General features: G+C 66.1%; 2 protein-coding genes. Both read right to left on the reverse strand.

The features are described from left to right. Nucleotides 1–200 precede the first annotated feature (200 nt). Nucleotides 201–491 (reverse strand): hypothetical protein, encoded by a 291-nt coding sequence (locus FJV41_RS48895; RefSeq protein WP_141649472.1) that lies wholly within the window; start codon nt 489–491, stop codon nt 201–203. 308 nt (nt 492–799) lie between these two features. Next, entirely contained in the window at nt 800–1,918 is a 1,119-nt protein-coding gene (locus tag FJV41_RS48900) for a hypothetical protein (protein ID WP_141649473.1), read from the reverse strand. Between the last annotated feature and the right edge of the window lie 13 nt (nt 1,919–1,931).

Below are 1,931 nucleotides of genomic sequence, written 5' to 3' on the forward strand. Positions count from 1 at the left end.
GGTTCGCAGTCTGGAGGTCAGCGGCCGGGTTCGGGCGGGAGCGACAAGGACAAGAAGGGCCCGGAGCCGTTCAACAACCCGTTCAAGAACCTCAAGCGCTGATTGGTGGGGGGCTGTCGAGACGCCTGGAAGTACGCCCCGCCGGTGGACCTTGGCGGGGCGTGACGTCTGTCTATGGGTACAGCGTCAATGGCTGACGGCTAGGGGTAACCCCAGCAGGCGCCATTGTGGCCGTTGTAGCCAATGGACCTGCAGAAGGCGAACGCCGCTGAGGCGCAGTTGCCGTAGCCGACCGTGGAGACATGTCCAACCACGTACCAGTAGTTGATGGTGTCGTTGCATTCCGCGAAGCAGTAGTTGTTGCCGTCATAGCCACTACACGCGGCGAACGCGCTGACGTTGTTGCCGTCCTCCGACGTCGTGTCGGGCGACACCTGCTCCTGGGCGGGCGGCGTGACGGGCTCCGTCGTGCCTCCCTCGTCCAACTCCATACCACCACAAGCCGTAGCGACCACTGCGAACACCGTCAGGAGGGAAAGCCTTACGAGATGCATGGTGCGTCCTGTCTGACTTCGAGGGTCCGGCGGAATGGCAAGCATCCGTCGGGGCGCCTGGGATGGGCGCGCGCTATTGATATGTGAAAGTCCATGGGATGGAAGTGCGAAGCCCGCAATGACTCGCAAGGACTGATGCTTTATTCACAGACGCAACGCGGCAAAATCCGGATTTCGGTCAATTCCGGTTCGGGCCGCGTGCGCGTCCGCGGGCCCCCTAAGGGCAGCCCGCGTCACGCCGTGCGTCAATCGAGCGGGAACTCGCGCACTTCTTCCGCGAGCCGCTGGATTCGCGCGAGCCGCCGCGCGTAGCGGTCCGTGCCGTTGCGCGTGTCGAAGCGCGTGGCGATGTCCTTCGCCTGCTTGAGCATCCACGCGTGCAGCGCCTTCACTTCGTATCCGCCGTCGGCGCGGTGCTCCGGGAAGGCCTTGGTCAGCCGCAGGCTCACCACGTCCCGGTCTCCCGTCGCCTTCACGCGCTCCAGGAGGAACGTCGCCGCCACGAGGAAGATGAAGCGGTCATTGAAGCTCCCGTGGTCCAGCGTCCACTCCAGGTGTTTCTCCAGCAGCGCCAGCCCGCGCGCCAGGTTCCCCGTCAGCGTGAGGAACTCGATGTGGTCGCCCACCGTGGCCAGGAAGTCGCGGTTCTTCGACGTCAGGCTGTAGCCCCGGCGATGCATCTCCGCGGCCCGCTCCAGCTCGCCCAGCTTGAACAGCGGATACAAGAGCGTGCCCAGCGTGAGGTGCGGAATCTCCGCGCACTTCACGCGCCCCTCCAGGATGGGCTTCGCCTTGCGCAGCGCCTGCTCCCACTCGCCCTTCTCGACGTGGTGGTCCAGTTCGTCATCCAGCTCGCACGCGCGGCAGTCCGTCAGGTGGTCCCTGGGCGTCGCGAGCCAGGAGGCCCACAACCGGTCCACCTCCGCCGCGTCGTCGCCCATGTCCCGCGCCGTCTGGTAGCGCAGCTTCAGCACCGAGCGCTTGCCGGCATCCACCTTGGTGAAGCACTGCTCGATGTCGTCCAGCGCGTCGGTAATCTGCTTGCGCGAGATGTGGGGGAACTCCTTGATGCGCCCCACCACCCACTTCTGCTTCCAGAGCAGGCCCTCCGGCTCGAAGCGCTCCGGGTCCTTCTTCTGCTGGCCCCGGCACCACGCGAAGGCCACCAGGGCCTTGTCCGGGTAGCCGCCGAAGGTCGCCGCGTCGATGAGGTCGTCGCGGAGCTGATATCCCAGGTCCACGTCGCCGTGGGAGTCGGCCATCCGCACCGCCTCTTCCAGCAGCTTCACCTTGCTCTCGCTCGACTTCTGCTTGCCCGCCCGGTCCCACAGCGCCTGGGCCTCCTCGCGCCAGTCGCCGGCCATCAGTGCAGCCCTC

The sequence above is a fragment of the Myxococcus llanfairpwllgwyngyllgogerychwyrndrobwllllantysiliogogogochensis genome, from assembly GCF_006636215.1.
Lineage (GTDB): Bacteria > Myxococcota > Myxococcia > Myxococcales > Myxococcaceae > Myxococcus > Myxococcus llanfairpwllgwyngyllgogerychwyrndrobwllllantysiliogogogochensis.

Excerpts from the sequence above, each read along its gene's own strand:
- FJV41_RS48895 (WP_141649472.1), bottom strand. The coding sequence starts at position 491 with ATGGAGTTGGACGAGGGAGGCACGACGGAGCCCGTCACGCCGCCCGCC.
- FJV41_RS48900 (WP_141649473.1), bottom strand. The coding sequence starts at position 1,918 with ATGGCCGGCGACTGGCGCGAGGAGGCCCAGGCGCTGTGGGACCGGGCG.